24 protein-coding genes and 1 pseudogene are annotated in these 25,491 nt (G+C 63.8%); 8 read left to right on the top strand and 17 right to left on the bottom strand.

Annotated features, from left to right (window positions below; all coding sequences use genetic code 11):
- Positions 1-1,063: 1,063 nt before the first annotated feature.
- The 3 genes from QF031_RS10370 to QF031_RS10380 all read left to right on the top strand — a co-directional run bounded on the left by QF031_RS10370 (position 1,064) and on the right by QF031_RS10380 (position 4,022).
- Positions 1,064-2,461 (top strand): MFS transporter, encoded by a 1,398-nt coding sequence (locus tag QF031_RS10370; protein WP_307427529.1) that lies wholly within the window; start codon positions 1,064-1,066, stop codon positions 2,459-2,461.
- A 177-nt stretch (positions 2,462-2,638) separates the two neighbouring features.
- Positions 2,639-3,349, top strand: coding sequence for an SDR family oxidoreductase (locus QF031_RS10375; protein ID WP_307427530.1), 711 nt, complete (start codon positions 2,639-2,641; stop codon positions 3,347-3,349).
- Positions 3,350-3,476: 127 nt separating this feature from the next.
- Positions 3,477-4,022: an AAA family ATPase gene (locus tag QF031_RS10380; RefSeq protein WP_307427532.1), complete on the top strand. Its 546-nt coding sequence runs from the start codon at positions 3,477-3,479 to the stop codon at positions 4,020-4,022.
- A gap of 19 nt (positions 4,023-4,041) precedes the next feature.
- On the opposite strand, the gene QF031_RS10385 is transcribed toward QF031_RS10380, so the two are convergent.
- The 8 genes from QF031_RS10385 to QF031_RS10420 all read right to left on the bottom strand — a co-directional run bounded on the left by QF031_RS10385 (position 4,042) and on the right by QF031_RS10420 (position 10,843).
- On the bottom strand, positions 4,042-4,581 hold the full coding sequence (locus QF031_RS10385) for a gluconokinase (protein WP_307427534.1): 540 nt from the start codon (positions 4,579-4,581) through the stop codon (positions 4,042-4,044).
- Positions 4,578-5,651, bottom strand: a complete 1,074-nt coding sequence (locus QF031_RS10390; protein WP_307427536.1) for an L-idonate 5-dehydrogenase — start codon at positions 5,649-5,651, stop codon at positions 4,578-4,580. Before QF031_RS10390 ends, QF031_RS10385 begins: the two co-directional genes overlap by 4 nt.
- Positions 5,651-6,421: an SDR family oxidoreductase gene (locus QF031_RS10395; RefSeq protein WP_307427538.1), complete on the bottom strand. Its 771-nt coding sequence runs from the start codon at positions 6,419-6,421 to the stop codon at positions 5,651-5,653. The genes QF031_RS10390 and QF031_RS10395 overlap by 1 nt, the downstream gene beginning before the upstream one ends.
- Positions 6,418-7,359 (bottom strand): 2-hydroxyacid dehydrogenase, encoded by a 942-nt coding sequence (locus QF031_RS10400; RefSeq protein ID WP_307427540.1) that lies wholly within the window; start codon positions 7,357-7,359, stop codon positions 6,418-6,420. The genes QF031_RS10395 and QF031_RS10400 overlap by 4 nt, the downstream gene beginning before the upstream one ends.
- 49 nt (positions 7,360-7,408) lie before the next feature.
- Positions 7,409-8,170, bottom strand: a complete 762-nt coding sequence (locus QF031_RS10405; protein ID WP_307427542.1) for an SDR family oxidoreductase — start codon at positions 8,168-8,170, stop codon at positions 7,409-7,411.
- 143 nt (positions 8,171-8,313) lie between these two features.
- Complete coding sequence (locus QF031_RS10410) at positions 8,314-9,327, bottom strand: biotin-dependent carboxyltransferase family protein (protein WP_307427544.1); 1,014 nt, start codon at positions 9,325-9,327, stop codon at positions 8,314-8,316.
- Entirely contained in the window at positions 9,324-10,055 is a 732-nt protein-coding gene (locus QF031_RS10415; RefSeq protein ID WP_307427546.1) for a 5-oxoprolinase subunit B family protein, read from the bottom strand. The genes QF031_RS10410 and QF031_RS10415 overlap by 4 nt, the downstream gene beginning before the upstream one ends.
- Entirely contained in the window at positions 10,052-10,843 is a 792-nt protein-coding gene (locus QF031_RS10420; RefSeq protein WP_307427548.1) for a LamB/YcsF family protein, read from the bottom strand. The genes QF031_RS10415 and QF031_RS10420 overlap by 4 nt, the downstream gene beginning before the upstream one ends.
- 388 nt (positions 10,844-11,231) lie before the next feature.
- On the opposite strand from QF031_RS10420, the gene QF031_RS10425 reads away from it, so the two are divergent.
- Both QF031_RS10425 and QF031_RS10430 read left to right on the top strand, forming a co-directional pair.
- Complete coding sequence (locus QF031_RS10425; protein WP_307427550.1) at positions 11,232-12,167, top strand: LysR substrate-binding domain-containing protein; 936 nt, start codon at positions 11,232-11,234, stop codon at positions 12,165-12,167.
- Positions 12,168-12,309: 142 nt separating this feature from the next.
- On the top strand, positions 12,310-12,552 hold the full coding sequence (locus QF031_RS10430; protein WP_307427552.1) for a hypothetical protein: 243 nt from the start codon (positions 12,310-12,312) through the stop codon (positions 12,550-12,552).
- A 205-nt stretch (positions 12,553-12,757) separates the two neighbouring features.
- Here the strand turns inward: QF031_RS10430 and QF031_RS10435 are convergent, their stop codons facing one another.
- Positions 12,758-13,453: a 4-carboxy-4-hydroxy-2-oxoadipate aldolase/oxaloacetate decarboxylase gene (locus QF031_RS10435; protein ID WP_307427554.1), complete on the bottom strand. Its 696-nt coding sequence runs from the start codon at positions 13,451-13,453 to the stop codon at positions 12,758-12,760.
- Positions 13,454-13,489: 36 nt separating this feature from the next.
- Positions 13,490-14,698, bottom strand: a complete 1,209-nt coding sequence (locus tag QF031_RS10440; protein ID WP_307427556.1) for an aspartate transaminase — start codon at positions 14,696-14,698, stop codon at positions 13,490-13,492.
- Between the two features lie 318 nt (positions 14,699-15,016).
- Here QF031_RS10440 and QF031_RS10445 point away from each other — a divergent pair, with 318 nt between their 5' ends.
- The 3 genes from QF031_RS10445 to QF031_RS10455 all read left to right on the top strand — a co-directional run bounded on the left by QF031_RS10445 (position 15,017) and on the right by QF031_RS10455 (position 17,161).
- Complete coding sequence (locus QF031_RS10445) at positions 15,017-15,544, top strand: hypothetical protein (RefSeq protein WP_307427558.1); 528 nt, start codon at positions 15,017-15,019, stop codon at positions 15,542-15,544.
- Between the two features lie 241 nt (positions 15,545-15,785).
- Entirely contained in the window at positions 15,786-16,610 is an 825-nt protein-coding gene (locus tag QF031_RS10450; RefSeq protein ID WP_307427560.1) for an alpha/beta fold hydrolase, read from the top strand.
- Between the two features lie 239 nt (positions 16,611-16,849).
- A complete protein-coding gene (locus QF031_RS10455; protein ID WP_307427562.1) occupies positions 16,850-17,161 on the top strand; it encodes a 4a-hydroxytetrahydrobiopterin dehydratase in 312 nt (103 codons plus the stop codon).
- Here QF031_RS10455 and QF031_RS10460 read toward each other — a convergent pair.
- From QF031_RS10460 to QF031_RS10490, 7 genes and pseudogenes are all read right to left on the bottom strand, one after another.
- Positions 17,078-18,079, bottom strand: a pseudogene (locus QF031_RS10460) (alpha/beta fold hydrolase); the annotation flags it as partial. The gene QF031_RS10455 and the pseudogene QF031_RS10460 sit on opposite strands and share 84 nt — an antisense overlap.
- A 900-nt stretch (positions 18,080-18,979) precedes the next feature.
- Entirely contained in the window at positions 18,980-19,732 is a 753-nt protein-coding gene (locus QF031_RS10465) for a DUF4386 domain-containing protein (protein ID WP_307427564.1), read from the bottom strand.
- Positions 19,733-19,771: 39 nt separating this feature from the next.
- Positions 19,772-20,038, bottom strand: a complete 267-nt coding sequence (locus QF031_RS10470; RefSeq protein ID WP_307427566.1) for a hypothetical protein — start codon at positions 20,036-20,038, stop codon at positions 19,772-19,774.
- A gap of 197 nt (positions 20,039-20,235) precedes the next feature.
- Positions 20,236-22,890, bottom strand: a complete 2,655-nt coding sequence (locus QF031_RS10475) for a LuxR C-terminal-related transcriptional regulator (protein WP_307427568.1) — start codon at positions 22,888-22,890, stop codon at positions 20,236-20,238.
- Between the two features lie 349 nt (positions 22,891-23,239).
- Entirely contained in the window at positions 23,240-23,728 is a 489-nt protein-coding gene (locus QF031_RS10480) for a hypothetical protein (RefSeq protein ID WP_307427570.1), read from the bottom strand.
- Between the two features lie 295 nt (positions 23,729-24,023).
- Positions 24,024-24,284 carry a hypothetical protein gene (locus QF031_RS10485; RefSeq protein ID WP_307427572.1) on the bottom strand — a complete coding sequence of 87 codons (261 nt, stop codon included), beginning with the start codon at positions 24,282-24,284 and terminating at the stop codon, positions 24,024-24,026.
- A 189-nt stretch (positions 24,285-24,473) separates the two neighbouring features.
- The gene (locus QF031_RS10490; protein WP_307427574.1) at positions 24,474-25,160 is read right to left on the bottom strand and encodes a DUF4386 domain-containing protein; all 687 of its coding nucleotides are present in this window, start codon (positions 25,158-25,160) and stop codon (positions 24,474-24,476) included.
- Positions 25,161-25,491: the final 331 nt, after the last annotated feature.

The raw sequence follows: 25,491 nt of genomic DNA on the forward strand, positions 1-25,491 counted from the left end.
ACTTCGGGGCCGCGACTCTCGCGGGCACGCCTAAGACCGCCTCCCAGGGGCGCCCATAAGCGAGATCGCCAAAGTCATGTCGTCCCCGCTTCCCCGACACATGAACAGGTGTAGGCCACGCCGGCCAACCCAAAAGAACCGGAACGAGGAACCATATAGCCCACTTCAGCAGGCGGAAGGCCCACCAGCCAGGGACTTGAACCGCCACCCCATACACCTGAACAGGCCCCGCGGCGGCCAGGCTAAAGCCCGCGACCCAAACCGTCAGACGACGCGACCGCAAGCTTTGTACACATGTCAAAGCAAAATCGCCCCTGACGAGGCGATCTGTTGTGCCCGAGGTGGGACTCGAACCGGACTCCAGCCCTTGCAAACACTGCAAACCCGCGAAAACATGCGGAATCCGGCCAGGTTCGAAGGCGGTACGAGGCACTCCGATACGAAAAGTGTGGACATTGTCCACGCCCTCCTATGGGCCTAAATTTTCGAACTGCGTCGGGAGTCTTCTAGGAGATCAATTCGCCCCCCGCGGCATGGGACTAGTCCTGCATCCAGACGAAGTTTCCGAATCCCGACGCCGGTTCCCCAAGTCCCACTTCAGCCCCCTCAACCCAGCAGCCAGTCCCTTTTGCCTAACGAGATCAGCCGCAATGACCCCGACTTAGGAACAGTTGCAAAAGAGCTTCTCGTAGAAGGTGCACCATCGGCGTTCGCGCAGGGCTGATACCTTTTGGACACGTCGAGGGCGAAGGCCGCCTGTTGAGCGCTGGTAAGGCCGCGAACACCAGTGACGTCGTGAGGTTGTCCGAGTACACACTGCCCGCAGTCTTCGAGCTTCCGCTTGTCCATAACGAATCGCTATGTAGGAACACAAAAGCCGTCTTTGTGTGACCCATAACTCAAAGGCTAATTTCTTTCTAGGCCAGTTCGCAAAGCCGTACAAACACACGACTTCAGGCGAGAGAGCCCATAAAACTGGATCAACCGGACATTCCACTCCAGATCTCTTTCCGCAGCCACTTGTACCGGTAGGCCCCTCTTCACCTATCGCCATGGAGACGAAATGACAGAAACCACACTTCCCAGGAAGACCCCGGTCAGGGCCGCAGTTGCGGCCTGGATCGGCACGACGTTGGAGTACTACGACTTCGCGGTGTATGGCACCTCGTCGGCGTTGGTGCTGAACGTCCTCTTCTTCTCGCCCGAGCTGCCCCAGGGCGTCAGCGTGCTGCTCGCCATGATCACCTTCGCGGTCGGCTACGCAGTACGACCCCTCGGCTCTCTCATCCTCGGACCGATGGGTGACCGCCGCGGCCGCAAATTCGTCATGATGATCACGCTGTTTGGTATCGGCGGTTGCACCTTCCTGATCGGCTGCCTGCCCACGTACGCCCAGATCGGTCCTCTTGCTCCGATCCTGCTCGTGGCGATCCGCGTCATCCAAGGGCTGTGCCTGTCCGGCGAGCAGCCAAGTGCCATCACCATGAGCCTGGAGCACGCCTCCGAGGGCCGTCGTGGCTTCCTCGCGAGCTTCACCACGTTGGGCTCCTCCTCAGGCACGCTGCTCACCCTGCTGGTCTTCATCCCGATCGCCGCCATGCCCTCGGAGCAGTTGCTGTCTTGGGGTTGGCGGCTGCCGTTCTGGGCCTCCGCAATCGTGGTCGTCGCTGCATACCTGATTCGCCGGCACGTCCAGGAGCCGCCCGAGTTCGTAAAGGCCCAGGCCGCCAAGGTGAACGTCGCACCCCTCAGGCATCTCCTGCGCTTCCACTGGCGCGCGGTTCTGCGTATCGTGTTCTGTGCGCTCATCGCGGGCACCAGCTACATGATGCAGACGTTCTCAGTGGCATTCGGTACCGCAGGATACAAGCTGGACAAGCCGACCATGCTCCTGACGACCACAGTCTCGGCAGTGATCGCCCTCGCGATCACCCCCCTGGCAGGATTCCTGGTGGACAAGATCGGCCGCAAAACGATGTTCCTCATCGCAACGGGCGGCGCAGGCATCACCATGGTGCCCTACCTATGGTCGATCACCACCGGTAACTGGTCGCTGATCTTCCTGTTCGGCATTCTCAACTATTCCCTCTTTTACTCGATGGTGAACGCGTCCTGGCCGTCATTCTTCGCAGAGATGTTCCCCGGCCGGCTGCGCGTCTCCGGACTCGCCCTTGGCACCCAGATCGGCTTTGCCATCTCGGGCGTCATCGGCCCCGTTCTCTCGACAGCACTCGCTGGCCCTGACCTGAAAGATTGGGTCGGCCCGTCCATGGTCGCGCTCGGCTTCATGGTCCTGGCAGGGACCTCAGCTCTCACCGGCAAGGAGACCAAAAAGTACACGCTCGAAGAACTCGACGAAGTACAGCAGAGTCCCCTGGAGCAGGCCGTCCTCACTGGTGCGACCATGTCCCGAAGCAGGGCCACGAGCGTAGTCGCCGCTAAACCCCTCGTAGAGAAATAGCCCTTGCAGTTGTCAACCGTAAACGGCCGCTGACCAATAGGTCAGCGGCCGCTTACCGATGACGGTCTTCGTCCGGCCCAGCGTCGGAGGCAAGAGCCCATTCGATTTCCACGATTTTGGAGTACCAATGCCTTTTCCGATTACACCACCGCCCTTGTCACCGGAGCGTCCACCGGGATGGGCGCCGCCATCGCCGAACGGCTTACCAAGCGCGGCCTCACGGTCCACGCCCTGGCCCGCAACGAAGAACGCCTCGCCGAGCTGGCTGACCGCACCGGAGCAGTCCCGCACGTGCTGGACCTGACCGACACCGCCGCCCTGACCGACGTCGTAACCGGCCTGAAAGTGGACGTCCTGGTCAACTGCGCCGGCGTCTCCCGCCCCGGCAACATCCTGGACTCCACCGAACAGGACATCGACGAACTCGTGGACGTCAACCTCCGCGGCCTGCTGCAACTCACCCGCCTGGTCCTGCCCGGCATGGTCGAACGCGACCTCGGCCACGTGGTGAACATCAGCTCGATCGCCGGCGTCTACAACTTCTACGGCCACACCGTCTACCACGCCACCAAAGCCGCCGTGCACCAGATCTCCCGCCAACTCCGCAACGACACCGTGGGCAAACGCATCCGCGTCACCGAAATCTGCCCCGGCCGGGTCGAAACCGAAATCTTCGGCCGCAACCTCGGCGGCAGCCCCGAAGCCATGGAAGAAGCGTGGCAAACCTACTACGAAGGCTACGAATCCCTCACCACCGATGACATCGTCAACGCCCTCGACTACGCCATCGAAACCCCACGGCACGTCAATGTTGGCATGCTTGAACTCATGCCCACGTTCCAGGTCCCCGGCGGCCTGACCTTCGACCGCCGCGAACCCACCACCTAAACACCCGACCCCCGCACCCCAACCACCACCAACCGACAGGCCCCACCGTCCCGGACCCTACGCAACAGTGCAGACGGAGTCCTGTGGCCCGCAGTCAGCCAGGGACGGTCAAACCTAAGATGAAGGCATGAGCAGCAACGTCGTCGTCCTGACCGGCCCTCCAGGCGCGGGCAAGTCGACGATTGCCGGGGAGCTCGCCCGCCGACAGCCCAAGGCTGTGCATCTTCATACGGATGACTTCTGGGACTGCATCGTGTCTGGTGTCATCCCGCCCTACGAGCCTGCCTCTGATGCGCAAAACCAGACGGTTATGGAAGCGATCGCAAAGGCTGCGTGGACGTATGCCGCCGGCGGATTCATGACTGTAGTCGATGGAATCGTGGGGCCTTGGATGCTCGGACACTTCCGCGCGCAGGCGATGGAGCGGCCCGAGGTGCTGATCGATTACGTGGTCCTCCGTCCGCGCCGCGATATCGTCCTCGCCAGAGCGCAGGCACGGACAGCGGTGTCTGCGCTCGTTGACGAGGCTCCGATCCTCGCCATGTGGGACCAGTTTGCAGATCTCGGAGCGTTGGACCAGCATGTGCTGGACACGTCGGACGAGGACACGGCAAGCAGCGCTCAACGCGTCGCGGACGCCCTTGCGGGCGGCCGGTTCAGGCTGGCACTCTAACTTGCCCGCTGAGGGACAGTCACTTCAATCCTGATCCGGCATCAGCCTTCTGGAGCTTCAACTCCACCGACTCCACCAGAACGTCCAGGGGCTGCGAGATGTCCACGACGAGATAGGTTTCGTCGGCCTCCAGCTCCTCCAGCGCGGCGAATTGGGACTCCAGCAGGGTGCGCGGCATGAACTCGTGGGCGCGGGCCTCCATCCTGGCGCCGATGGTGGCTGCAGTCCCGGACAGGTGGATAAAGACAAGGTCCGGTGCGTAGCTGCGCAACACGTCCCTGTACCGGCGCTTCAAGGCTGAGCAGGCGACGATCGGCGGAACTGTTGGGCCGCCGTCGGCCTTTCCTGCAAGCAACTCCCCCAACCTGCCAAGCCATGGCTCCCGGTCCGCGTCCGTTAGCGGAATTCCGGCGCCCATCTTTTCCTTGTTGGCGGTCGGGTGGAAGTCGTCGCCGTCGAAAAACGGCTTGTCCAGGCGTCGGCCCAGGAGGGCACCAACGGTGGACTTCCCGCAGCCGGAGACGCCCATCACCACAAGGGGCGGAAACTGCTTGCTCACCGGGCCTCCCCATCGCCGAAGCTGAGGAGCACCTTGCCGGAGCTGGTGGAATCCTTGGCCACTTCGAAGGCGTGCAGGGCATCCGCCAGCGGGAACTGGTGGGTGATGACGGGCTCGATGTGCAGGGAGCCATCGGCGAGGGCGTTGATCACCTGGTCGATTTCGTCGTTGAAGCGGAAGGAGCCTTTGAGGTCCAGTTCGCGGGTGATGGCCAGGGAGATGGGCACCGGTTGCTTGCCGGTGGGCAGCAGTCCCACCATCACTACGGTGCCGCCGCGCACGGCGCCCTGGATGGCGGAGGCCAGCCCGTGGTGGTTGCCGGAGGATTCGATCACGACGTCGGCCTCGACGGCGGCGATGGCTTCAGTGTCGGCGGCGTTGATGACTTGGTCCGCGCCCACGGCCGTGGCGATTTCCAGCGGCTTGGGGTGGAGGTCGACGGCGGTGATCCGGGCAGCCCCTGCCCGCTTGAGGACGGCGACGGCGAGGGCCCCGATGGGGCCGGAGCCGATGACCAGGGCGGTCTTTCCGCGGACGTCGCCGGCGCGGGAGACGGCGTGCCAGGCGACGGACGCAGGTTCGATTAGGGCGGCGGTGCGCAGGTCCATGCCCCCCGGAAGGGGCCGGAGCATCCGGACAGGCAGGTTTACGTACCGGCTGAAGGCGCCGTCGGTGTGGGGGTAGCGGGCGGCGCTGCCCAGGTAGGTGCACCCTGGCGAGAGGTTAGGCCGGTCGGCCGGGTAGCGCGCCGCGCCGGGGCCGGGTGTTGCGGGATGGACGGCGACGGCGGTCCCGGCCTGGGGGCCTGCGCCGTTGGCTGCCGGGCGCACCACCACGCCGGAGATTTCATGGCCCAGGACCAGCGGGGCCTTGAGGATGGACTCCCCCGCGGCACCGTGCAGCCAGTAGTGCAGGTCGGAACCGCAGATGCCGCCGTACAGGACCTCCACTACTGCTTCGTCGGGCGCCGGCTGGGGCAGCGGGACCTCGTCGATGCGGAGGTCACCGGCGGCGTGCGCCACCAGCGCCGGGCCGGTGGCGGGCAATGCGACATCAAGGGGCGTTGCCATCAGACCACCACCGTCATTCCGCCATCGATGAAGATGGTTTGTCCGTTCACGAAGTTGGAGCCGTCCGAGGCAAGCCACACCACAGGTCCGGCCAGGTCCTCCACGGTGCCCCAGCGGTGGGCCGGCGTCCTGCCGAGGATCCAGGAATTGAACTCCTCGTCATCCACCAGGTTCTGGGTCATCTCGGTGTGGATGTAGCCCGGTGCAACGGCATTGATCTGCAGCCCCGACGCTGCCCATTCGGCGGTCATGGCACGGGTGAGGTTCCGCAGCCCACCCTTCGCGGCGATGTACGGGGCGATGGTGGGGCGGGCCAGGTCCGTCTGGACAGAGCAGATGTTGATGATCTTGCCCCGGCCCCGGCCGATCATGTGCCGGGCGGCCTCGCGGCCCACCAGGAACGCACTGGTGAGGTCCGTGGAGAGGACGCGTTCCCAGTCCGCCACGTCCAGGTCGAGCATGGGGACGCGGTGCTGGATGCCTGCGTTATTGACCAGGATCTCCAGCGGACCCACGTTCTCCTCGATCCACTGGATGCTCCGCGCAGCGGCGTCGTCATTGGTCACGTCGAAGGCAACGCTGTGGATCCGGCCCGGGGGAAAATCAGCCGCCATGGCCGCGGCGGCATCCTTCAGCCGCTCCTCGTTGACGCCGTTCAGCACCACTGTGGCACCGGCGTCTGCCAGCGCCTTGGCAAGGGCCGAACCGATGCCCCTGCTCGAACCGGTGACCAGGGCTACGCGCCCGGTGAGATCAAACAACGCGCTCATGCAAAGGGGCCTTTCTGGACGAGGTTGGCGGGGATGTGGCCGTCGGCCAGCGCCTGGAGCTGCCGTTTCAGCAGCTTGAGAATCCGGGGTTCGAAGGCCGAGGCGTTGCCGCCAACGTGCGGGGTGATGAGGGCATTCTCCGCCGGCCACAGCGGGTGGCCGACGGGCAGCGGCTCGGGATCGACCACGTCGATGGCGCACTGCAGGCGGCCGGAGACTACTTCGCGGGTCAGGGCCTCGGTGCTGATGACGGCGCCGCGGCCCACGTTCACCACCAGGGCTCCGTCGGGCAGGGCGGCCAGGACGTCCCGGCCCACCAGGTGGTGGGTGTTGTCGTTCAGGGGCAGGACGGAGACCAGGATGTCGTGGTCTGCGGCGAGGGCCACCAGCTCATCCGGGCCGTGGACCTGCCCGTCAGAGTCGGTGCGTGCCGTGCTTCCCACCCGGGTGATGGTCACCTCGAATGGTTCCAGGCGGCGCGCCAGTTCCTTGCCGATCCCGCCGATGCCCAGTAGCAGGACCTTGCGGTCGGCCAGGGACTGGCGGCGCTGCGGCTTCCAGCTCTCAACCTGCTGGTCCTTGACGGCCTGGTCGATGCCGCGCAGCTTGGCGAGGATGAGGCCAACGGCCAGCTCCGCGGTGGCAGCAGCGTGGACGCCCGAGGCGTTTGCCACCGCGGCGCCCGGACCGGCAGCCTCGCAGACGCCGTCGTACCCCGTCGATTGCGTCTGCACGAACTTAAGGTTCGGGACGGTGCCCAGGGAACCCAACACTGCCCCGGCATTTATATACGGCAGGATAACGCCGTCGATGCTGCCCAAGTCCTTCTCCGGGGCGTCCTTCATGTCCCAGACCACGCCGCGGAGGCTGCCGGGAAGCGGTGAGAGATCGGCCAGGAGCTGGGGTTCGGGGAAACTGACGGTGTGCACGTGCTGCATCTGGTGGGGCCTGTCGGTTGGTGGTGGTTGGGGTGCGGGGGTCGGGTGTTTAGGTGGTGGGTTCGCGGCGGTCGAAGGTCAGGCCGCCGGGGACCTGGAACGTGGGCATGAGTTCAAGCATGCCAACATTGACGTGCCGTGGGGTTTCGATGGCGTAGTCGAGGGCGTTGACGATGTCATCGGTGGTGAGGGATTCGTAGCCTTCGTAGTAGGTTTGCCACGCTTCTTCCATGGCTTCGGGGCTGCCGCCGAGGTTGCGGCCGAAGATTTCGGTTTCGACCCGGCCGGGGCAGATTTCGGTGACGCGGATGCGTTTGCCCACGGTGTCGTTGCGGAGTTGGCGGGAGATCTGGTGCACGGCGGCTTTGGTGGCGTGGTAGACGGTGTGGCCGTAGAAGTTGTAGACGCCGGCGATCGAGCTGATGTTCACCACGTGGCCGAGGTCGCGTTCGACCATGCCGGGCAGGACCAGGCGGGTGAGTTGCAGCAGGCCGCGGAGGTTGACGTCCACGAGTTCGTCGATGTCCTGTTCGGTGGAGTCCAGGATGTTGCCGGGGCGGGAGACGCCGGCGCAGTTGACCAGGACGTCCACTTTCAGGCCGGTTACGACGTCGGTCAGGGCGGCGGTGTCGGTCAGGTCCAGCACGTGCGGGACTGCTCCGGTGCGGTCAGCCAGCTCGGCGAGGCGTTCTTCGTTGCGGGCCAGGGCGTGGACCGTGAGGCCGCGCTTGGTAAGCCGTTCGGCGATCGCGGCACCCATCCCCGTGGACGCTCCGGTGACAAGGGCGGTGGTGTAATCGGAAAAAGGCATTGGTACTCCAAAATCGTGGAAATCGAATGGGCTCTCGCCTCCGACGCTGGGCCGGAACAAAAACCTAAGGGTCGGTAGGGTCAGGCGTCAGGGAACGGTTCGTGGGCGCGGTCCTTGACGGTGGGAAAAGGCGTTCATGATGTTCAGGCTCCTGACGCCGGGGTGAGTTCATGCCAGCGCTCACCGGCGCCGATGCCGAGCAGTGCGAACACCGTTTGGACTGTGCTCCGGAGCCTGTCCAGTTCAAGGCAGGCCGCCCGGTACGTGGCCGTTGCTTCGGCCACGGATGTCTTTCGAAAAGTGACGGTGTGTCCGGGCCTGGCTTGCGCCAGGAGGTCCAGGGAGCGGCTGGTTACCACGCCAAGGACCGGGTAGCCGGCTGTGACGCCCCGTCCCCGGTGCAGGACCAGCAGCTCCTCCCGGGACGGGACCTCGATGGCGCCCACAGGAACACCGCGGGACAGCACTTCGGACGTGAGCTGGCGCTCAGGCAGGGCGCCGCCGAGCCTGAGCCCGATGTGGTTGCTGCGGGGGCTGACGGTGTACTTCGTGGTGAACAGCAGGTTCGCCGTGTCCCCGAATTCCGCCACATCAGGTCCATCGGTAACGTCGATGACCGGGTGGGAGGTGAAGTCTGGTTTGGTAAGGCCCAGCCGGAACAGCGGCAGGCCGAAGTGTGGCTGGGTGATGGGGGCCGTCGTCTTGCGCGTTTCAAGGCGGAAGCCTTCCACAAGCTTCAGCCCGAAACCCACTACTGTGTCCGGGGCGCAGCTGCCGAGAAGGCTGGGAACGGTGAAGGATCCGTGGACTGCGATGTAGGCGCGCAGCCCGGTCCGGATTCCCCGCACCGCTACAACTTCTCCTGCGCGGACAGATACCGGTTCCCACTGTGGGCACGCGCGCCCGCCCACGGTGAGGTCCAGGGGCGCACCGGTGACCGCGATCAGCAGGTCGGTGGTGGCGCGCATCCGGAAGTCCAGCGCCGTGAGTTCCAGCAGCGGCTCGTTGTCCTCGTTGCCGGCCAGGATGTTTGCGGCCTTGGCGGAGAACTGGTCCAGGGCGCCGTTGACGGGGAGCCCGTAGGCGGGCCCCTTGGTCCTGCCGAGGTCGGTGACGACGGAGTGGCCGGGCTGCAGGATGGTCAGTGATCCTGTCATGGCCGTGCCTCCAGGAACTTCCCTGCGAAGTTTTCAAAGTCCTCGGCCGGGATCTGGTAGAAGCGGAGCTCGTCGCCGGGAACGTAGGGCACCAACGGTTGGCGGGACACGTCCAGGACAGACAGGGGCGTCTGGCCGAGGACGCACCATCCGCCGGGCGCTGTGGCCGGTGCAATGACTGCCTGGCGTCCGGCAACGGACACGGCGCCGGCGGGAACGGACAGGCGGGGGTCCTTAAGCCGGGGCACCGGGACGGGGAAGTCCGGGCCGTCCATCATGGGTGAGCCGGCGGGCGCACCGAGGCAGCGGATGACGTAGGTCTTTGCGGTATGGCGGGCGATGACCTCTTTAACGTCCAGGCCCTGGTGTTCTGCCACGCGTTCCAGGTCGGGCCCGTAGGCGCCGCCGTACACCACGGGAACTTCGAACCGGCGGGGCTTCCGCGCGGCGGTTCCGGTTAATTCCAGCTGGCGCATACCCAGGAGGACGAACGCCCTGACCTGCCGCGCCGAGGTGAGGTAGGGGTCGAATTCGACGAGGACGGAATCGTAGGTGGGAACTGCACCGTGAATGCCCTCGATGCCGGCGGTCGCCAGCCAGTCCGCGAGGGAGTGTACGGTGGCCCAGTTCGCTTCCGCGTCGCCGGATTGGGCCACCACGCGAAGGGCGCCGTCACCGGACTCGTGGATGTCCAGTGTTGGCCGGACGGTTATTGCTGCGGCAGTCATGGTAAGGAGATCTTCTGCTTGGCGGCGATGACCTCAGCGACCGGGGCGATGGTGACGCCTGCGGCGATAAGTTCCTTGCGGATCAGGCGGGCCAGTTCGACGGCGCCCGGGTTGTCCCCGTGCAGCAGCACGGTGTCTGCCTGGATGGCGATATCGCTGCCGGAGGCGGTTTCAATCAGGCCTTCGCGGACCATCCGGACGGTCCGTTCGACGATGACGGCGGGGTCATGGATGACGGCGCCGGGCCGGCTGCGCGGCACCAGGGTGCCGTCCTCCTGGTAGGCGCGGTCGGCAATGCCGACGATGGCAACCGGAAGTCCGCGCTCAGCCGCTGCGTTTGCCAGTTCTCCGTCCTGCGCCACGATGATCAAGCCGGGGTCTACCCGCACCGCCGCGTCCGCCACGGCTTGGGCGTAGTCCGCCCTGGTGGCAACGAGGTTTCCCAGCCGGCCATGCGGTGCCACATGGGAGACGGACGAGCCGTGGTAGGCGGCGAACGCGGTCAGTGCTCCGAGCTGGTAGATGACATCGTTGCGGACTTCGCCGGCAGTGAGGTCCATGGTCCGGCGGCCGAAGCCGCGCAGGTCAGGGAAGCTGGGGTGCGCGCCGATGCCCACACCCTTGCGGACGCATTCGGCAACCGTAGCGTTCATGATGTCCGGATCGCCCGCGTGGAAGCCGCAGGCGATGTTGGCGCTGGACACGATATCCAGGAGCGCTTTGTCGTCACCCATCGAGTAGGCACCAAAGCCTTCACCAAGATCCGCGACGAGATCGACTGTGGGCATTTTCGGGCCTTCCTCTGTTGGGTGTTCGGCGGGACATAAATGAGTGTGGCATCGGGATTCGCGCCACACAAAGACGTAATTCGTGTCACGGGATAGGGGGCCGTTATGACCTCTGCCGGCGTAGCGGGCAGAATTACTCAGGGCTTCATTCCGTAATCTGAAAATCCAGCGGCCAGTTGATTCTCTCCGGGTATATGCAAAACAGCTATTCCGTCATCGGAAACAGTTATGCCTGGGCCTGGGATAGAATGTCCTGGTCACTGAAAAGTCATCTGCAATTAATCTATGCCCGGGACTCGGATCACACAAAGACGTAATGCCTGTCCCGCCATAGCACCACCATATGACCCCCACATGCTGTGCCGTCCCCGCTGGAAAGAGGAGCGCTATGGACACCCGGAAACTGGCGTATTTCGTCCAGATCGTCGATTCAGGAAGCATCACCAAAGCCGCTGCCGCCCTCCACGTGGCACAGCCGGCCCTGAGCCAGCAGGTGTCCGCCCTGGAGACCGACCTGAAGCAGAGGCTCCTCATCCGCAGCAAGCAGGGCGTGGAGCCCACGGCTGCCGGCCATACCCTGTACCGGCATGCACAGACCATCCTGCGACTGGTGGAGCAGGCAAGGATCGACGTTGCGGCCTCCGGCGCAGCCCCCTCGGGCCGCGTCTCCATCGCCATCGCCCCGTACAGCATGGCGTCCAGCCTGACCCCTCGGATCATCAGCGAGGTGGGACGGCGCTACCCGGACATCGTCCTCCATGTCACGGAAATCTACGGCGGCGTCCTCAGCGAAGCCATCAAGAACGGCCGCCTGGACATGGCGCTCATCTACGAGCCTGGTCCCATCCGCGGGGTGCAGTTCACCACCCTGATCGTGGAGGACCTGTACCTGATCGTGAATGCCCATCGGGAACTGCCGGTAGCGGCGGACGCTGAATCCATCACCCTTGGGGAGGTGGCAACTCTGGGCCTTTTTCTGCCGGAACAGAACCACACGCTGCGGCAGGTGGTGCAGGCAGGCATCGAAAACAAGGGCATGAAACTGAAGCTGGTAGGTGAAGTGGAATCGGTTCCCTCCCTCACCCGGCTGCTGCGCACGGACCTCGGGGCAACCATCCTGCCAAAGTCGGCCGCGGATGCCCTGTTCCACGAGGAGGACTTCCGTGTCCTGCGGATTACCGACCCCGCACTTCAATGCAAGATCGCGCTGTGCACCCCCGACCATGAGCCCCTGTCCGAAGCCGGATCTGCGGTCCTGCTGGTACTAAAGGAAATGCTCCAGGAAATGCTGCGCAACAAGTATCCGACGCTGCCCGCCAAATGACCGGACTGCATCATAAGGGCCGCTTATCAGGGCACCTTTGTTTTGTCTTATTCAGGGCCCCGCTGTAGTTCTAGGATAAAAGCCATAAAGGGACGCTGAAACGGCGTATTACCTCGGCAATAAAAAACCCCCGGAGCCCACCATGAAAAAGATCACCAGCCTGCAATACCGGAAAACGGCAGAAAGAAGAATCCAACTCAAAGCAAGCACCGGTTCGCACTGCCCCACCAACGGCTTCTGGCGGCCGGAGGACGGCCCCTCCACGGAGCCGGTGTTCGTGTTCGAGGGAAGCATGATGCCGCCGGGCAAGAGCGGCTCCACCATGTGGTACCTGGACGACTCCCAGGTGGGTCCGCCCGCCTACCTCCTGCCCGGCATGAACTAAGCCGCTACCGGCGGTAGAGAGCAGCAAGAGGCAAGGCCCGGAGTTCCGAAAGGAACCCGGGCCTCTTGGCTTAACCTCATCGATTGCTCCCCACCGGCCCCCTCTCCTCGCAAGCTCGGCCAGGGAACCCTGCCGGCGTGGGCCCAACTTCCGTTATGAGGGGTCAAAACGACGTTTACTCAGCAACCGATGGGGCTGATGCGGCTTACAGGGCCGGCTCGAGCTCGGCATCCTCGACCAGCAGGCCCTTGGCCTTCAGCACATCGGTGAGCTTGCACAGTTCAATGGTGGTGCCGCCGTCTTTGTAGCGGCGGATGAGGTCGTCCTCAGCGTCCACGCGTGCCTGGGACAGCTTGATGACTTCCTCGATTTCGTCCTTGCGGACCACTACCACGCCGTCGGCGTCACCCAGCAGGACGTCGCCTGGGTAGACGATTTCGTCGTCGAACACCAGCGGGTGGTTGATGGGGCCAATGGTTTCCTTGACGGTCCCCTTGATGCAAACGCTGCCCGAAAACACCGGAAGTCCGAGTTCAATCAGGTCCTTGGTGTCGCGGACGCCGGAGTCGGTGACCATGCCGGCCAGCCCTTTCGCCTTCATGGCGTTGCCCAGCACGTCGCCGAACGTTCCGGCTTCTGCATACTCACCGGCGGAGACCAGGACAACGTCGCCCTTCTGTGCGTAGTGGATGGCCACCTGGAGCATGAGGTTGTCCCGCGGTGCACAGACAACGGTTACGGCGGGGCCGCAGAAGGACATGCTTCGGTCGATCGGCTTGATTTTCGAGCTCAAGGCTCCCTTGCGTCCCTGCGCCTCGTGCACAGTGGCGGAGGAGAACTTCGAGAGTCGCGCGATGGCGTCTTCCGAGGGCCGGTCGAACTTCGTTTTAACGTGGATCATGGAATGTCTCCTTTGAGTGGAAAAGTTGGTGTGGGATCAGGCCAGGGCCTGGACGGCTTTTTCGATGGCAGCAATGGATTCCTCGATAACCGGCAGCCCGGTGGCGTAGGAGATCCGGAAGTACGGGCCGAGGCCGTAGGCCGAGCCCTGGATGACGGCCACGGAGGCGGCATCCAGCAGGTAAAGGGTGAAGTCCTCGTCGTTGGTGATCCGCCTGCCTTCCGGCGTCGTCCTACCGATGACCCCGGCGCAGTTGACGTACGCGTAAAAGGCGCCGTCCGGCGTCGTGCACTGCAAACCTTCGATGCTATTCAGGCCGGCAACTGCGGCGTCGCGCCGCTCCTGGTAAACCTCCACGCTGTCGCGGACAAATGCCTGGTCGCCGGTGAGCGCCGCGGCAGCGGCTGCCTGGCTGACCGAGGACGGGCAGGAGGACATCTGGGACTGCAGCTTGTTGATGGCAGCAACCAGCGGTGCCGGGCCACCGGCGTAGCCCAGCCGCCACCCGGTCATCGCGTATGCCTTGGAAACCCCGTTGGTGACCAGGACCCGGTCCTTGAGTTCGGGCGCCACGGCCACCAGGCTGGTGATGGGTTCGGTGCCGAAGTGGATCTCGTCGTAGATCTCGTCCGTGAGGATGTAGACGGATGGGTGCCCCTTTAGGACGGCAGCGAGGCCGGCCAGTTCCTGGCGGGAGTAGACCGCGCCAGTGGGGTTGGAGGGCGTATTGAGGATGACCCACTTCGTATGCCCCGTCAGGGCTTGTTCCAGGGCGTCGGGGGTGAGCTTGAAGCCGGTGTCCTCGCCGCAGGGGACAATCACGGGAGTGCCTTCGTTCGCCAGCACCATGTCCGGATAGGAGACCCAGTACGGTGCGGGGATCACCACCTCGTCCCCTGCATTGAGGGTGGCCATGAAGGCTGTGAAGATGACCTGCTTGCCACCGCCGCCGATCGTGATCTCGGCATGCGTGTACTGTTGCCCGGTTTTGCGCTCCAGCGTCTGAAGGATGGCCTTCTGGAGTTGGGGCGTCCCGGTGACGGACGTGTACTTGGTTTCGCCGCGGCCGATGGCGTCGATGGCCGCGTCCTTGATGTGCTGCGGGGTATCGAAGTCCGGTTCGCCGACCGTCAGGTCCAGGATCCGCCGGCCTTCGGCTTTGAGCTCCCGCACTCGGGCCGCCGCAGCAACGCTCGGCGAGGACTTGATACGGGTTACGCGTGAGGCGGGCACGAATTCAGGCATGTTCTCTTCCAGGGTTCCGGGTCGGATGAGTGTGGTTCATTCGAGCCTAGGGAAGGAGGGAGCAGCTTGGATAAGACCTAAAGTGCGTGGACAGATAAGCAGTCCTTATGACGGGCCGGCCACATCATTCCCCTATAACTCCACGCACTTTCGGTATTGCCCGGCCGGCTTTGATGCGGCGTAACGTGCAGGGAGGACAACGGTGCCGCACACAGTACGACGGCGGCCCCGCGCGTTATGCAAGATCCGGCAGCGGACGGATAGGAACGGTTATGGATCCTAGGAGCAGAGTTGGCTGGCAGCCAGACACACAAGCGGATGCATCCGCTTTCAGGACGCAGCAGGACGGGCGGCGAGGCGCCGCACGCTTACCGGTACCAGGGCCCTCCAAAACCGGACCCGGCCGCCGCCCGGACCCGGGAAGTCCTGGCCCTGCTGGCCCAGCAGCGGAGGATGCTTGCCCTCCGGTCCAGCCGGGTGCGTGACCTGGCCAACGAGCTGCACGAGCGAGTTGCCCAGGCCGTCTGCGACGGCGCGAAAGCCGCCGCAGTCGCGAAGGCCTCCGGTATGCTTGCCACCGCCGTCCGCAGCGTCGCCTTGGCCCGTGAGGAACTGTACCCGTCGGGGCAGGGCCGGGCTGAACAGCTTCGCCTCATCGCAGAACTGGCCGCGGACCTGGCCGCAGCCGCTGACGCACGCGGCGCCCTGGAGCAGAAGCGCACCGAAGTCCTTGCCATGGCCAGGAAGTCCCGGCTCCTTGATGACTACCAACTTGCTGCGGCAAGCGGCCTGAAATCCGACGAAATCCGCAAGATGACCAGGGGCGTGGGTCTGCGGGTGGCCTAGCAGGTTGATCGGCCTGGGCTGCTGCTCACCAAGGACACTTTGGCGGTGCGTCCATGATCGGCGTTCCAGCCTGGGGCTCCAGTTTGATCGTCCTGGCCGGGGAATCGCTTATGGCGCATCGTCTGCCATGGGCTGGATCGACGTCACCTTGAAGGTCATAGTGGCCGGAGCCCTAGGATTTCTCTGTTTCCCGTGGATAGTCTGGGAAAGAACGCCACCCTACGCGAAGTTCAGTGAGAATGTGATCGAAGCCGACGCTGCGGTAATCGCCCGAAACAATGTCACCCTATTGGGCCAGGCTGACGGGCCTGTGTTGATGTTTGCCCACGGCTTCGGCTGCGATCAGACCATATGGCGCAAGTTTCTCCCCTACTTCGTTGATGACTACCGGTTGGTGCTTTTTGATCATGTTGGCGCAGGACACTCCGACATCAGCGCCTATGACTGGGAGAAGTACGAATCCCTGAAGGGGTACGCGACGGACCTTCTGGAGATCTGCGCAGCCCTTGAACTTGAGGACGTCATCCTGGTGGGACACAGCGTCAGCACCATGATCGCCGTGGTCGCCGCAGCCCAAGAACCCACCCGGTTTTCCCACCTGATCCTGCTGGCTCCTTCACCCCGCCATACGGACGACCCCTACGACGGCTACATCGGAGGGTTTTCGCGGGAAGACATCGTGGGCCTTCTGGCTTCTCTGGACCGCGACTATTTCGCCTGGGCCGCGGCCCTGGCACCGATCGTCATGGGCAACCCGCAAGAGCCGGAACTAGCGGAAGACCTGCGTGCCAGCTTCTGCCAGACAGACCCGGCCATCGCCCGACACTTCGCCGAAGTAACATTCTTCTCCGACACCCGCCCCGAACTGAGAAAGCTGCACACCAACTGCCTCATTCTGCAGTGCTCCGACGACCGGCTAGCCCCGCCGGAGGTGGGCGCCTACCTGCACAAGAACCTGGAACACAGCACCCTGGTGCAGCTTCGGGCAACAGGGCACTGCCCCCACATAAGCGCGCCGGAGGAAACGGCGCACGCGATTCTGCACTACCTCGACACGCACTCCTGAGAGCGGTCCAGCCTTACTGAATCTGCCTTGCCGGCCTTTGTATTTGGCCAGGGCAGAGGCTCTGAAAAGGAGACCCCTGGCATCACGGTCGGGCGTTTTCTCTCACTGGCAGGGCTTGACAGCGCCCTCCCCGCGCAGTGGGGACGTTTTACCCGCAGTGGCTGGCGCCGGACATCCCACTTGGAGGCGTGGTGCCTGCAAGGGTAGCCTCGGCCGCCCTCCGGAGCCATGATGGCACTATGACTAATCCCCTACGGAAGCTGTCCGCCGCCGAGCTCGCCGAAGCCGGGCTCACGGGCTGGCACTTGACCGGCGAGGCCCTCACCGCCACCTTCAAGACCCGGGAGTTCTTCACCGGGCTGGAGCTCGTGAACCGCATCGGAGCCTCCGCCGAGGAGGCCAACCACCACCCCGACCTCACGCTCACCTACCCTGAGGTACGCGTCAGGCTCTTGAGCCACGATGTCGGCGGGATCACCAGCCGCGACATCGACCTGGCCCGCACCATCAGCGGCCACGCCGCGGACCTCGGGGTCGCCGCAACGGAGTAAGTCCGCGCCGTCGAGCAGGGCGAAGGCTCGTCGGGGCGCAAAAGCGGCCTTGACGGAATCTTCATTATTGGCGGCGGGCACGCTGGGGTCGATGCCGACAACTGCGGATACTTCGCCGGGATACCGGTTGGCATAGTCGAGCGTGTAGAAGCCGGCGATCGAATGTCCGGCCAAAACGTACGGTTTTCCGATGTCGAGGGAGGAGAGGGCCTCATGGAGTTCAGTGCTGATGTTCGTTAGGGTCCGTTCGCGGGCGCTCATATCGCTGTAGCCGTATCCGAAGCCTTCGACGACGATGACGTCGTAGGAGCTCAGTTCCCGGATCAGGGGTGCAAAGTCCAACGCCGGAGCTATCGTGCCTAGACCGCTGAGCAGTACAAGGGGTTGTGCACCTTCGGTGCCAGCCCGGTAAACGTTCACCGCGCCGTCCGCGACCTTTAAGAGGTCGCCGTAAGGGGCAATGCTCGACTTCTCCTGTTGTTCGAGGAAGGAGTTGGCTGCTGTGGTGCAAGAGTCATTCCCAGCGCGGTATGAGCAAGGATGCCTGTGACTTTCAGCGCGCGGAGTGGCCGGCGGCGCCTTACGGTTGTTGGTTCGGTTGCAGGGTGTGATAGGTGACGGCTGACCTGTGACATGGGGACGTTTCCAGACTTGAGGATGTTCGGATGAAGTGAGAGCCCGTTCAAAGGCGGGCCATTCGCCCGAATGACATCGCCCCCCGACGAGGGAAGGGAAGTCCTGCAGGCGTGTCGTGTTGTCGCTGAATTGGCATTCATGTGTGCGTGAAGGACCTGTTGCGCTGGGTGTGAACCGAGAGCGAGTGGGTTTGCCAACACCTTGAAGACATACCCCCGGGGTATAGGTCAAGGGTGGTACCTGGATTGTGGAATCGCTTGATTCCCCGCGCGCGCCGAGCATCGGGAGTTAGCGTGGGGTGCAGGTGAACCCGTGGGCTGACGCCTTTGGGCAGTGCCCCGGGACCTTAGGCTCCATTGCAGCCAACACGTGGCGAGTCGGTCGGGGAATTAATTCGGTTCCTCTCCTGCTGGCGACACCGCATTCAACTGGTGGGCAGTGGTTGCTGACCTGCTTTGGAGCATCCAGAGGGCGAGCCAGACGACCGAGGCGCCCAGTAGCGCCAGGGCCAGATCAAGTGCCAGCTCCGGGACGAAGTTGCGTAGCGCACCCCGGATCCCAACAATCGCCTACGGCATCGCAACCATTCCAATCGCGCTTTGCCGTCCCGTAGCAGCGCCAGAGAATACAGGATTGATCCGAGTAGGAAGATCATTGAGGCTGCCACAAAGGCTGTTCCGAGCGGACCTGCCCGCAACGTAGCGATCTGGGAGGGGTCGAGTCGGACAAATACCAGGTTGATCACCCATTCCACGCCGGTCGCGGCGGCGAGTCCCAGGACGTTCAGCACGAGGGCGACCGCGGAAAACTTTGATGATTGGCGCAGGGCAACCGCGGCTAGGCCGATGACCAGAATGATTGCGAGTGCCTGTGCCAGGGGCGCAGCAAGCTGCGTCGCTGAATTGAGTGGAATCAGTTCGGCACGCTTGGCCGCATTGACGAACAGGACCGCGGCTGCGGCCAGGCCCGTAACTGCTGCGAGGCGGACCGGAAACGGGGCAGGTGTTTGTCTGTCGAGAGTTGGGCTGGCGGTAGTCAACATGGGGTTCTTCTTTCGTGGGGGTGTAGCGGATTGCGGCGATGGGACTGGCGCATCCTTTGTCAGGACAGGTCAGTTCCCTTATTGGATGTGAAAGTGCGCATTTGGATCTGATCCTTTTCAGGATGCGGGTGTTTTGATCGTTAGGCGGGGGCGTCACTGCGGGCGGGCATCGTGACGGCAGGCGCCATTCCTGTCGTGATGGGACTGGGCCTGAAGCCTTTGGCGACCAGCCAAATGCCCAGCGAAAATTCCCAGAGCGCAAGCAGGAGTGCGCCGATCCCGGACAGTAAGGACACTGGTCCCCAGAGTCCGAACAGCGTTCCGGCAACAGAAGCGACGAGCAGGGGCGCTCCAATAAATCCCAGCATGGGAAGAATCCGCGGCACCAGCCGCGACTTGTACATCAGGGAGCCCAACAGCAGGGCGTTCAGGGCCGGGAGGAAGCCCTGTCCGAGGACCGTGGTCCAGGTGTGCAGGGAGAGCAATGCCTGCCCTGTGGTCAACGCATCTGCTCCGGCTCCGGCCTGCCGCAGGGTCACAATGGAGAGGAGGGCCACGACACCGGCGAAGATGGTGGCGGCCTCCAGTACCCGCACGCTGACGAAGCCCAGCGCGAGCCCTTCGTTCTGCCTCTTGATCACCGGGTACAGCGCGACGCCAGTGCCGATGCAAGCAAGGGCCACGATGATCTCGAGGACGCCACCGAAGATGATGGCGGTGTCCGGTCCCGGTCCGGCGATGTAGTTAGGGTCCGTTCGCACCGGACCGTAGAGAGCGAGTGTCGGGATCGAGATAAAGGTGATCAGGTAGAGCACGCCCGCGGCCAGCGCGGTCTTTCGCAGCGAGCCCATCGGGACTCGTTTCGTTGCTGCTAAAGGGTCGATGCTTGTCATGGTGTCGTTCTCCTTCGTGGAATGCCTGGGGAGCATGAGCTATCGGGGCTCTGTGGTGGACTCGGGCTTGTCGGGTTCAACCTGAGTGACAGAAATCAGCGGCAGGCCGATATCGCGCACTTTTTGGAGCAGACCATGCAGTGCGGCCTGGTCAGCCACGTGGCCGTGGAGGATTGTGGTGCCGTCGTTTTCGTTCGTCAGGCTCAGTGCGTCGAACCAGGCAGTCCACCGGGAATCCAGGTGGCCTTCGAGTCGAATGTCGTACCATCCGGAGTTGTGGTGATGGCCGGTCGGTATTTCGCTCACGGCGCTCCTTTCACTGTGTCCGACTGGATGGACCTCAGCCGGCGTTGCGGCTGTTTCGTTGTCCTGATCGAACGGTAGAAGGAGACCTAATGACCACGCGTCATCACACATGGTGATTAGCGTGGTGATTTATTCACCGGGCCTTGTCATGCCATATTCCGTCCATCCGCGGCGGCCCGGGCTGGCCGGTTGCCGGATCAGGACAACAGGCCCAGTTCTTCGGCCCTGCGGACCGCTGCGCGACGGCTGTTCACACCGAGCTTGGCGTAGATATGACTGGTGTGCGTCCGCACCGTGTTCAGGGACACCGTGAGTTCGTGAGCGATGCCCGGACCGTCGAGGTCCGTTCCGAGCAGCCGGAGAACGTCCAGCTCGCGTTCACTCAGCGGCTCGATCAAGCCCTGATTGACGGGTGCGGTCTCTTCGGTGTTGTTGTTCATTGCCGTCAGGAGCCGGCGGAGGTAGCCCGGGGCTGTCCGTTGTTTCACAGCCGCCCTGAGCAGTGAAGCCATCGGTGCGCCTTCATCAGCGAAAATCCGAACGTAGCCCTCCGGCTCGGACAACGCTGCGGCTCGCTGCAGGAATGCCAGCGCCGCCGGGATGTCCCCTCGCATCTGGTCGGCAAGCGCATGAAGCACGAGGATCTCGATGATGCTTCCCGTTCTCCCGCCATCCTCTGCCGCTTGCAGAAGGCGGCCCAGCAGTCGGATTGCCTCGTCAAGGGAGGGCGTTGAGCGCTCTGCTGTGTGCCGGGCAAGGAGCACCCGGGCAAGAGTGATGTGCTCGAACTCGCGAAGGTAGCTGAGTTCATCTTCCGCTGTCAGGGCCCGCTCCCGCACCCAGCCGAGCGCTTGCCCCAACCGCCCTTGCGCGACCCAGGTCCGTGCTCTCAAAGCCGGCACCGGACGAACATTGGGGAAGTAATCGCTGACGTAGAGCCGGTCAGCCTCAGCCAGGAGGTCGAGCGCTCCGGCCGGGTCTCCTTCCGCCTCCCGGATCCGAGCCATCGCGACGCGCCAGCGATACAGATTTTGCGGCAGCTCGCTGAGGGGACCGAGCTGCTGGCTGCGGACTAGGAGCCGGGCTGCGCCCTGCAGGTCGCCGCGCTCCCGGCAGACCCCGCTCATGCCCACATACATGTCGGCTGTCCCCCGCAGAGCCGATCCGTGCTGTTCAGGGACGCGCTCCAGGGCCCGTTCGTAGGTGCGCATGGCGTCATTGAGATGTCCCTGGGCCAGCCGGATGTCCGCCAGCGCGATCGCGCATCCAAATGTGTCGGCAAGGTGCCGTGCACGGTGCAGGCCGGCCATGCATTCGGCATACGCCCGATGGGCTGCCTCGAGCTCCCCACGCCCCCAGTAGGCGAGTCCCAGCAAGCCGGATGCGGCGGCACGGCTGAGATGATCTCCCTCAGGTGCAAGCTCAAGTGCACGTTGGGCATGACCTGCCGCCCCGGATCCGTCGCCCCGGCCCAGCGCCAGCGCGGCCCGATATACCTCAATCGTCTCGGGAAGGCGGCGAAATTCCTCCTCGTCGGCGACGACCATTTCCGCTGATCGGCCTTGGATTTCCTTACTCGTATCCGTCAGTGACTTCAGCCACCGTTCGACCTCCCGCAGCCGGGCCTCGGCTTCCTCGACATCGCCGCTTACGACCAACGTCCCGACCAGCCCCACGCCCAGAACGGGCCTGACGCGGACCACATCGTCCGGGAGCACCTTCAACCAGCCGCGCAGCACGGCCTCCTGCCGGTTCCGCCGAATGGCGGGAACCGCTAGCTCGACGAGGTGCGCCGCCCGATCGAAATCCTGCGCGGCCACGGCATGGCGGACAGCATCGAACGCCTGACCATTCTGTTCGTACCAAGTGCTCGCCCGCCGATGCAGAACCGGGAGCTCTTCGCCGCGCTCCTCCAGCAGGCGCGCCCGTAGAACGTCGGCAAAAAGCTGGTGATAGCGATACCACTGACGGCGGTCATCCAAGGGAACCAGAAACAGGTTCGCTCGCTCCAACTCCACGAGCCTGAGCTTGCCGTTGTCCTGTCCGGTGACGGCATCGCACAGTGGGCCGGTAAGCCGATCCAGGATGGAGGTTTCGAGCAGGAAGCGTTGGACATCCTCTGGTTGGCGCTGCAGGACCTCCTCGGCCAAGTAGTCGACGATGTATCGGTCGTCCCCGGCAAAGCCTGCGATGAAGGCGGCGAGGTCTTCGCGACCCTGCATCGAAAGCGCAGCGAGCTGGAGCGCCGCGATCCACCCTTCGGTGCGTCCTTCCAGCGCTGCTATATCCCCTGCCGTCAGCTCCAATCCCATGGCGCCGCTGAGGTAAGCCGCCGCCTCGTCCGCAGTAAATCGCAGATCGGCGGCGCGGATCTCGACGAGCTCGCCCCGTGCCCGTAACCTTGCCAACGGCAACACCGGGTCGGCTCGGCCGGCGATTACGAGATGCACCTGCGGTGGCAGGTGCTCCAGCAGGAAAGCAATCCCGTCGTGTATATCGGGTGCATCGATAACGTGATAATCATCGAGAACCAAGACCACATCGCTCGAGACGGCGTGGAGGTTATTGAGCAGGCTGGCGAGCACCGCTTCGATGGGCGGCTGTGCCGACTGCAGGAGCGAGAGCGCAGCGGCGCCAACCCCATCGGACGCCGTCTTCAACGCCGTGATGAAGTACGTCCAGAACATCGTGGAATCGTTGTCACGCTTGTCGAGCGAGAGCCACGCCGCCGACCATCCATCAGCGGAAGCGGATGCGAGCCACTCCGTCAGCAACGTCGTCTTACCGAAGCCGGCCGGGGCCGACACCAGCGTCAACGTGGACTCCGCTCCACGGTTCAGACGCTCGCTCAACCTCGGACGCTCTGTCAGACCCCGTCGCCGTCTGGGGACGCGGAGCTTGCTCTCAAGCAGTGGGCCCGCCATGACCGCCTCCCCTCTGCAGACAGTGTACGGCTGCCACGAATGGTGCCGACGCCCATTCCGAGTCGGCAGGGCGAAATGCTCGGCCCGGGTGATCATCAATGTGGACTGTGAACGCCCAGTACTAGCCAGCTTCTACATAGCAAGACATAACCCCGTTCACCTGACCCGGTTTTTCACATCCAAGGATGAGGCGGTGACCTGGCGGACGGACGGTCTTTTGCTGACCTGCCACCTGTAGGGCAGGGGTTACGGTTTGGTCGTCATGGTTGGAGGCAACCTATCTAGCCGTTCGTCTCCAGCTGTCCCCGGGCGCCTTCACGAAGCGCTTCCACACGTAGTCCCAGGGCGTCACGGCCAGGATGGCGGTTACAAAGAGAATACTGAAGAGCATTTCAGAGGTGGCCTCGTCCATGTCGTTGGCGATGAGGAGGGGCAGGGCTACGATTCCCAGCCAGAGCACTTTCCAGATCACTTCGAACATGAGAATCGGGAGCATTCCGATGGGGTACCTGAGTCCCAGGAGCGCCAGAAGCGACATCGCTGTCAGAATGCAGACGACTACGCCGTCCATTACCGGCATCGACGCTGCCTGGAGAAGCAGGGGCCATTTGACGATGATGAGCCCTACTGCCATCAGCAGGTAACCGCCCCGCATCATGTGCAGGCGGAAGGTCGGCAAAACCGCGCCGGCCGGGCCGTCCTTCCCGGGTATAACTGTCCGGGGATGATGATTCAGGGGGAGTGAGGATGCGGCGGGCTGTGACATGGTCAGGATCCTTTGATGTTTGGTGGTCCGGCCCGCGGATGCGTTGCCGGGCCCGTGGCTTTCCGTTATCCGCTGCCGCAGCAAAAATCATGGCCACCTACCTTACTACCGAGCAGTACAGGTAGGGACTTCATAAGATACGTGACGCGAGGGCCGGAACCGGCCCGACGTTACGCAGCTTTGGGCGGGGGCTGGGCGGGCCGGGCAGAAGGGCCGGACGCGGGTCCGGGTCCGTGGGCGCGGCGGTAGATGAAGTACTCGGCTACGGCGAGGCTGAGAACCCATGATGCCCCGATCAGTAGCGCCCGGGGGGTGCAATCCCTCGTCCCAGGCCCCCGGCCCCCAGAAGAATTAGGAGTACCGCCGTGCCGATTAGTAGGAGCGCGGTGGTGAGTCCATCCATTTCCCGCGGAAGCGAACGGTAGGCCGACAGCGCACCCACCGCGGCGAGTCCGAGCAGGACCCCCAGCATCAGGATGGCCATGGGCAGCGCGGGCATTCTGGCTGCTGGTGAATTGGGCCCGCGGGCAGGATTGTCGGGCATTGACGTGGACATGGCTTGCTTCTTTCATAGAGGGCTGACGGTTGGAGTACCAAGAGCCGGCGACCGGATTAGCGGCCCGCCACAGCACAGGTTTCGTACTGCGTACGGTCCACATACCGCACCTAGTACGAACACGCGATAGGGAGAGGGACGGACAGGTACCGTGTTACCGCCGGGGGTGTGGCTCAGTGGGGCTGATATTCACGCGATGCGCCTGTGTATCGGACCGCCGTCAACGACCGTCCCGGCGTGGCGGAAGCCGCGGGCGATGAGCCAGATACCGAAGACCACTTCAAATAGCCCTCCGGGAACAGCTCCGACGAGACCCGCACCTTTGACGCCCAACAGCTCCAAGAGCGAGCCGGCGGCAAAGAACGCGTATCCAACAAAGCCCCATCCCGCCAGAAATCTGGGAGTCAGGCCTGAGCGGAAGAGGACCGCGCAGAAGAATAGGCTGCCGATTCCAAGTCCGGACATTGCGACGTTGTAGGCGATGAAATTTCCGGAGATCGCGGCTGAGCCGTTGAGTAGCAGCAGGCAGCCAACACCGACGGCGAGGCCGATGCCCTCAAAGATCCTGGTGGCCAGATACCCCAAGGCAACGGCCTTGCTGTGCGGCTGCAGGATGGGGAGCATCAGCACGCCGATGCCAATGACGACGAAGGAATTGGTGAGCATGAGCGCGGCGCCGACGACGAGCATCGCTCTGGAGCTTTGGTCAACAGACCCGGCCAGATTCGTTGCGATGGCGTTGCCGATCCCGTAGGTCAGGAAGCCCGCAAGAAACAGTGTCCCGACGATCCGGGCTGTCGCCCGCACGCTTCGGGTCAACGGCCGCTTAGGGATGCTGGGTTGCCGGAGGTATCCGCTCGGCATTGACGCTGACATGGCTTTCTTCTTTCGGGAATGTCTGGCTGGGGATGGTGTGCAGGTTCGGTCCGGCGGGAATTCGACGGGTCCCTGCCAAATGACAGCCTCCGGCCAGTCTTAGTCGCGCTTTTGGCCGCTTGGACCGGGTTCCGTGTAGGGAGGTTCCGGATCATCCCCGGAAGGTCCTGAAGATTGGTTCATGGGAGAGATGCGTAAGGAGCTCTTCGTACTTTGTACGCTGAGCATACCGTACTAAGTACGATAAAGCCATAGCGCGGCGGTACCAGCCGACGGCGTACGGGCTGCGCGATAAGCCGCGGGGACCCATTGAAGTGCCGGGCCTGCATTC

The sequence above is a fragment of the Pseudarthrobacter defluvii genome, assembly GCF_030816725.1.
Taxonomy (GTDB): Bacteria; Actinomycetota; Actinomycetes; order Actinomycetales; family Micrococcaceae; genus Arthrobacter; species Arthrobacter defluvii_A.

Coding starts and splice junctions, on each gene's coding strand:
- QF031_RS10410 (WP_307427544.1), bottom strand. CDS start 9,327: ATGACAGGATCACTGACCATCCTGCAGCCCGGCCACTCCGTCGTCACC.
- QF031_RS10380 (WP_307427532.1), top strand. CDS start 3,477: ATGAGCAGCAACGTCGTCGTCCTGACCGGCCCTCCAGGCGCGGGCAAG.
- QF031_RS10485 (WP_307427572.1), bottom strand. CDS start 24,284: ATGTCCACGTCAATGCCCGACAATCCTGCCCGCGGGCCCAATTCACCA.
- QF031_RS10375 (WP_307427530.1), top strand. CDS start 2,639: ATGGGCGCCGCCATCGCCGAACGGCTTACCAAGCGCGGCCTCACGGTC.
- QF031_RS10425 (WP_307427550.1), top strand. CDS start 11,232: ATGGACACCCGGAAACTGGCGTATTTCGTCCAGATCGTCGATTCAGGA.
- QF031_RS10445 (WP_307427558.1), top strand. CDS start 15,017: ATGCATCCGCTTTCAGGACGCAGCAGGACGGGCGGCGAGGCGCCGCAC.
- QF031_RS10440 (WP_307427556.1), bottom strand. CDS start 14,698: ATGCCTGAATTCGTGCCCGCCTCACGCGTAACCCGTATCAAGTCCTCG.
- QF031_RS10490 (WP_307427574.1), bottom strand. CDS start 25,160: ATGTCAGCGTCAATGCCGAGCGGATACCTCCGGCAACCCAGCATCCCT.
- QF031_RS10455 (WP_307427562.1), top strand. CDS start 16,850: ATGACTAATCCCCTACGGAAGCTGTCCGCCGCCGAGCTCGCCGAAGCC.
- QF031_RS10400 (WP_307427540.1), bottom strand. CDS start 7,359: ATGCAGCACGTGCACACCGTCAGTTTCCCCGAACCCCAGCTCCTGGCC.
- QF031_RS10430 (WP_307427552.1), top strand. CDS start 12,310: ATGAAAAAGATCACCAGCCTGCAATACCGGAAAACGGCAGAAAGAAGA.
- QF031_RS10390 (WP_307427536.1), bottom strand. CDS start 5,651: ATGGCAACGCCCCTTGATGTCGCATTGCCCGCCACCGGCCCGGCGCTG.
- QF031_RS10395 (WP_307427538.1), bottom strand. CDS start 6,421: ATGAGCGCGTTGTTTGATCTCACCGGGCGCGTAGCCCTGGTCACCGGT.
- QF031_RS10370 (WP_307427529.1), top strand. CDS start 1,064: ATGACAGAAACCACACTTCCCAGGAAGACCCCGGTCAGGGCCGCAGTT.
- QF031_RS10480 (WP_307427570.1), bottom strand. CDS start 23,728: ATGTCACAGCCCGCCGCATCCTCACTCCCCCTGAATCATCATCCCCGG.
- QF031_RS10405 (WP_307427542.1), bottom strand. CDS start 8,170: ATGCCTTTTTCCGATTACACCACCGCCCTTGTCACCGGAGCGTCCACG.
- QF031_RS10435 (WP_307427554.1), bottom strand. CDS start 13,453: ATGATCCACGTTAAAACGAAGTTCGACCGGCCCTCGGAAGACGCCATC.
- QF031_RS10415 (WP_307427546.1), bottom strand. CDS start 10,055: ATGACTGCCGCAGCAATAACCGTCCGGCCAACACTGGACATCCACGAG.
- QF031_RS10465 (WP_307427564.1), bottom strand. CDS start 19,732: ATGACAAGCATCGACCCTTTAGCAGCAACGAAACGAGTCCCGATGGGC.
- QF031_RS10420 (WP_307427548.1), bottom strand. CDS start 10,843: ATGCCCACAGTCGATCTCGTCGCGGATCTTGGTGAAGGCTTTGGTGCC.